The organism is Campylobacter sp. TTU-622, from assembly GCF_016598965.1.
In the GTDB taxonomy this organism is placed as follows: Bacteria; Campylobacterota; Campylobacteria; order Campylobacterales; family Campylobacteraceae; genus Campylobacter_D.
In genome coordinates this window covers 1-4,826 of record NZ_JAENKR010000093.1, presented here as the reverse complement: position 1 = coordinate 4,826, position 4,826 = coordinate 1, and the positions used below count along the sequence as shown (strand labels likewise).

The 4,826-nt window shown below is 24.6% G+C and carries 6 protein-coding genes; 4 read left to right on the top strand and 2 right to left on the bottom strand.

From position 1 onward, the window contains the following. From JG677_RS07115 to JG677_RS07105, 3 genes are all read left to right on the top strand, one after another. A partial coding sequence (locus JG677_RS07115; RefSeq protein ID WP_200285965.1) for a polysaccharide deacetylase family protein occupies positions 1 to 432 on the top strand: 432 nt, incomplete at its 5' end. An 8-nt stretch (positions 433 to 440) separates the two neighbouring features. Further along, a complete protein-coding gene (locus JG677_RS07110) occupies positions 441 to 1,442 on the top strand; it encodes a hypothetical protein (protein ID WP_200285963.1) in 1,002 nt (333 codons plus the stop codon). 33 nt (positions 1,443 to 1,475) lie between these two features. Continuing rightward, positions 1,476 to 1,703: an acyl carrier protein gene (locus JG677_RS07105; RefSeq protein ID WP_200285961.1), complete on the top strand. Its 228-nt coding sequence runs from the start codon at positions 1,476 to 1,478 to the stop codon at positions 1,701 to 1,703. Here JG677_RS07105 and JG677_RS07100 read toward each other — a convergent pair. Continuing rightward, a complete protein-coding gene (locus tag JG677_RS07100) occupies positions 1,700 to 2,764 on the bottom strand; it encodes an acyl carrier protein (RefSeq protein WP_200285959.1) in 1,065 nt (354 codons plus the stop codon). The genes JG677_RS07105 and JG677_RS07100 overlap by 4 nt on opposite strands. A gap of 225 nt (positions 2,765 to 2,989) precedes the next feature. Here JG677_RS07100 and JG677_RS07095 point away from each other — a divergent pair, with 225 nt between their 5' ends. Then, entirely contained in the window at positions 2,990 to 3,739 is a 750-nt protein-coding gene (locus JG677_RS07095; protein WP_200285957.1) for an AAC(3) family N-acetyltransferase, read from the top strand. Here the strand turns inward: JG677_RS07095 and JG677_RS07090 are convergent. Further along, positions 3,714 to 4,826, bottom strand: a 1,113-nt coding sequence (locus JG677_RS07090) for a DUF4910 domain-containing protein (RefSeq protein WP_200285955.1), incomplete at its 5' end; no start/stop codon positions are given. The genes JG677_RS07095 and JG677_RS07090 overlap by 26 nt on opposite strands.

Below are 4,826 nucleotides of genomic sequence, written 5' to 3'. Positions count from 1 at the left end.
ATTAAGTATGAATTTAGAGAGCAACTTTTAGATGAAGTTGTAAAACACTTTTGTTCTGATGATGAAATTTTTGATGCTTTATATTTAAATGAGCGACATTTAGAAAAAATGCAATTAAATAAAATGATCATAGGTGCACATAGCTTTAATCATTTAAATTTTTTAAAATTAAATAAAGAAGAGCAATTTGAAGAAGTAAATAAGTCTTTTAAAACTCTTGATAAATTTTTAAATCCTTTGAAAACTTTTTGTTATCCTTATGGAGAGTTTAATGTAGATTCTAAAGAAATTTTAGAAAAATTAAATTGTGATTTTGCTTTTGTTAGTCTTGATTATTATAAAAAAGATATTACTTTAAAAGATTTAAAATATAATCCTTATACTTTATCAAGATATGATTGTAATGAATTTCAATTTGGACAGGCTAATTAGAGGTAAAAATGCATGAAATAAGATTTTGTAGAAAAGATGAATATAAACTTTTGCAAGAATTTATAAAAAAAAATTGGAAAGAAGATCACATTTTTGTTAAATCAAAAAAAGTGCTTGATTTTCAACATTTTGATAAAAAAAATCAAAGATATAATTTTTTGGTTGCTTTCAATAAAGAAAATAAAGAATTTGATGCTGTATTGGGTTTTATACTTCAAAGTCAATATGATATAAATGCTAAAGATATTAATGTTTGGACTTCTTTATGGTCGGCTAAAAAAGAATTTCCTTCACTTGGTTTAAGATTATATAAAAGTTTGCAAGAACTTTTTACTTTAAAAAATACAGCTTCATCGGGTATGAGTGAATTTTCTCTTAAATTTGTTCGCTTATTTAACTATCATAAAATAGGAAAACTTTATCATTTTTACATAAAAAATGATAAAAGAAAATATTTTAAAATTGCTTATTTCAAAGATATTAAGACAGTATCTCATCGAAAAAGTTCTTTAAAATTAAAATTATTAAGTTGTGATGAATTTAAAAATTATGAGTTAAAATCTAATTTCTATCCTAAAAAAAGTAAAGATTATTTTATTTATAGATATTTTAAACACCCAATTTATAAGTATAAAGCCTATGGAGTTTTTAAAGATAATAAGATTTTAAGTATTTTTTTTACAAGAATTATCAAACAAAATAAATCAAAATGTATGCTTATTGTTGATTTTTTAGGAAAATTTCAAAAAAATTTATATAGTGAATTTCAAAAGCTTTTACAAAGACAAAATCTTGAATTTGTAAGTTTTCTTTGTTATGTTTGGGATATAAATAAAATTATACAAATGGGTTTTTCATTAAAAAATGAAGAAAGTATAATACCTGTATATTTTGAACCTTTCTTAAAAGAAAATATTGATATTTATTTTGCTTTTAAAAGCGAGTATAAAAACTATACTATTTTTAAAGGCGATAGCGATCAAGATAGACCTAATATTTATATAAATTAAGTATAATACAAAAATAATTTTCAAGGAGTAAAAATGCAAACAATTAAGCAATTTTTTCTTAATATAGAAAGAACAGACATTGATGAAAATACAGAGAATCTAATTAGCGACGATCTTATAGATAGTATAGATATCATGGCCTTAGTGGCAGAAATTGAAAAGTATTATGGAAAACCACTTGATGCAAGTTTTATTAAACCTGAAAATTTTGAAAATTTCAAAACAATCAAGGATATGCTTGAAATTGCAATGAAAAATTAATTTTTATTGCAATTTTTTAAGTTTTGAATAATGATATTTTTTGAGACAATTACCTCTGCAAAAAAGTCTACAATTTTATCCCAGTCTTCTTCTTTAATATCCTTTAAGGTAGCATTTTCTTTATAATCATCCCAATTTATAGGGGTAAATAAACTTTTTTTATGAGGAAAATACTTAGCTCTCACCCATTCGTTAGAACTAGCAAAATAATCAACATAAGCTTTAGCTAACTCTTTTTGCACTTTAAATTTAAGTCTTGCTTCTTTTGTGCCTTCAAAATGTTTTCTAGAAATACTTAAAAGAGAATTAAAATTTTGTCCATTTAAATCTTTTTCATTTAATCTTTTTTGAATTTCCATACCCAAAAGATTAAAACTTTCGTTTCTTTTTTGCTCTAAATCAAAATTTTCATCCCATTTAATACCCAAATGATAAGTAAAATCTTTAAGCAAAGTTCCACCTACATAATCTTCTCTTAATAATCTTACTATCAAGCTATTTTCTCCAAAAACTTCGGTGTAATTTTCACAAATCCACTTATAATCAAAAATATATTTTCTAGGGTGATCTTGAGGTTTAAAATCACCTGAATAATAACCTAGGTTATTTTTTAAATCTTGAGAACAATGAGAATTTAAATAATCTAAAGTATCTCTAAAATAAACCATAAGCTTAATTTCATCAAATCCTAAAGCTTTTAAAATGGCATATAAAATTTCTATATGTTTTTTTGAGGAAAATTCCCAAACACATCCTTCAACAGAAAAAATAAATGTTTTATCTTTATGAAGTTCTTTTTCTTTGTTAAAACTTTCTATAGCTTGTAAAAGACGAGGATTTTTTAAAGCTTTTAATACTTGTTCTGGTTGGGTAAGATTTAAATTTTCATCTTTAATTAATTCTAGGACCATATCCACTAAAGCCCAATGTCTATTAGCTACTCTTAAACTTTTTGGATATAAAAAACCTTGATTTAAGAGTTTGTTAAAATTTTTTGCTAAAAAACCTTGTTTTTCTTGATTCCCCGTGTTAGTTGTTCCTATATGTAAAAAAGCTTTCAAATTTTCTCCTTTTACTGATAAATCTTTATTTAAATTATATCTAAAAATACATAATTTTAAAAATTAACATAAGGTTTATTGTTGAATTTGATAAAAATAAGACCAAGTTCTTTATAAAAATAAACTTCTTTGAAGTAATTAATGAATTTCATATATTTGAGAATTTTTTAAACTATTGTATAATATTTTTTATTTAAAATAAGCTTAATTTTTGAGGTTATATCTATGCTAGAAGATTTTTTTAAAAAACTTAATATAAAAGAGAAAGATTATATATTATTTACAGGGAATTTAACACGTTTGCTTTATAAATTAAAAGGCAATGCAAGAGAAAATTTAAACTCCTTTCTTGATATTTTTTTAAAACAGACCAGCAGGGGGGGGGGATTAGCAATACAAAGTTTTAATTGGGATTTTTGCAAAGGTTTAAGCTATGATATTTTAAATTCAAAGTCACAAACTGGAGCTTTAGCAAATATAGCTTTAAAAAGAGCAGAATTTAAACGCACAAAACATCCTATTTATTCTTTTATGGTTGCAAATAATTTCCAAAAAGATTTAATTGAACTTGATAATAAAGGAGCTTTTGATAAAAATTCACCTTTTGATTTTATGTATAAAAATAAAGCTAAGATGATTATAGTTGATTTGCCTTTGCAAGATTCTTTTACCTTTGTGCATTATGTAGAGCAATGTTTGAGGGTTAGTTATAGATATAATAAAAGTTTTACATCTTTTTATATTGATGAAAAAGGTCATAAAGAACTTAAAACCTATGATATGTTTGTAAGAGCTAATAATGTTTTAACCCATATTCATCCTTTAGAAGATCTTTTTTTACAAGAAAAAGTTATGAAGATAGTTTTTTTTGATGAAATTTTTATTAAGATTATTGATCTTGAAAAAGCTTATAAAGCAATATCTAAAGATATTGAGCAAAATCAAGGACTTAGCCTACACATTCTAAAAGCTTAAAATCTAAAAGCTTTTGCACCAAGTCTTTAAGCTCATAGCCTTGTAAATTTAAGATTTCTGCTATATCTAAAAGATCTTTTTTTCCATCAAGAAAAGCTAGAAAATTACAAGCAAGAGGGATATCATTAATAGAACTTAAGGTATGATATAGACCTCTTTTTCCAAGATTTGGTTCGCAAAAAATAGTATTTTTATAAATGGCATTATTTTCCAAATTTAAAATGATTTCTTGCATAGCTTTAAGTCCTCCTAATAAACCCTTAGGGCTTATAAAATTAAGATCATCTTTTGAAGTATGATAAAAGTTATAATCCCCATATCTTGTGCGACAAATTCCAACAACTCCTAGATTTACTAAAGGAGAATTATATTGTCTCTCATCAGAACCTCTCTTTAAAAAGCTAAATTCTTTAAAATTAATTTTATTTTTTAAGGTGTGCAAGGCAACTTTATCTGAGAGAGTATTTGTGCTAGGAGTATGAATAAGTGAGTAAGCAAGATCATCACCTATACAAGAAAGAACGAATCCAGCTTTTACATTTTTTTGTAAAGTTTTTAAATTTTTATTGATATAAGTTATACTTCCTATAGTTTCAGGCACAATAACAAAGCGATAATTATATTTTCTCTCTTTAAGGTTTAAAAGCCATTTAGCTAAAAATACAGCCACCACAGGTCCGCTTAATTCATTATTTGCCATAGAGGGATGACAAAGATAGGTTGAAATTAAAATTTCATCTTTTGAATTTTTTGTGCTAGGGATAATAAAATCTGCATAATTTAAACCCCCATTTTCATCATGCTTTGAATCAATAAAAACTCTATATGTTCCTTTTTTTAACTTTTTTCTTTCATTATGAGTAATGCAAAATCCCCATCTTTTTTTATAATAACTTGTAATATAAGGAATAGCATCAGGGATATTTTCTAAGGAGTATAAATGATTTTGTAATTCTTCAAGATCTAGTTTTTTATCAACTGCTATGCTATAGTTTAAAACATGTAGATTATTTTTTTTAAAATCGCAAATTTTTTTACCGTTTGGATCTATTATGAAAGCATCTTTGATATGCCATTCAGGTGGAAT

Coding starts and splice junctions, on each gene's coding strand:
- JG677_RS07110 (WP_200285963.1), top strand. CDS start 441: ATGCATGAAATAAGATTTTGTAGAAAAGATGAATATAAACTTTTGCAA.
- JG677_RS07105 (WP_200285961.1), top strand. CDS start 1,476: ATGCAAACAATTAAGCAATTTTTTCTTAATATAGAAAGAACAGACATT.
- JG677_RS07095 (WP_200285957.1), top strand. CDS start 2,990: ATGCTAGAAGATTTTTTTAAAAAACTTAATATAAAAGAGAAAGATTAT.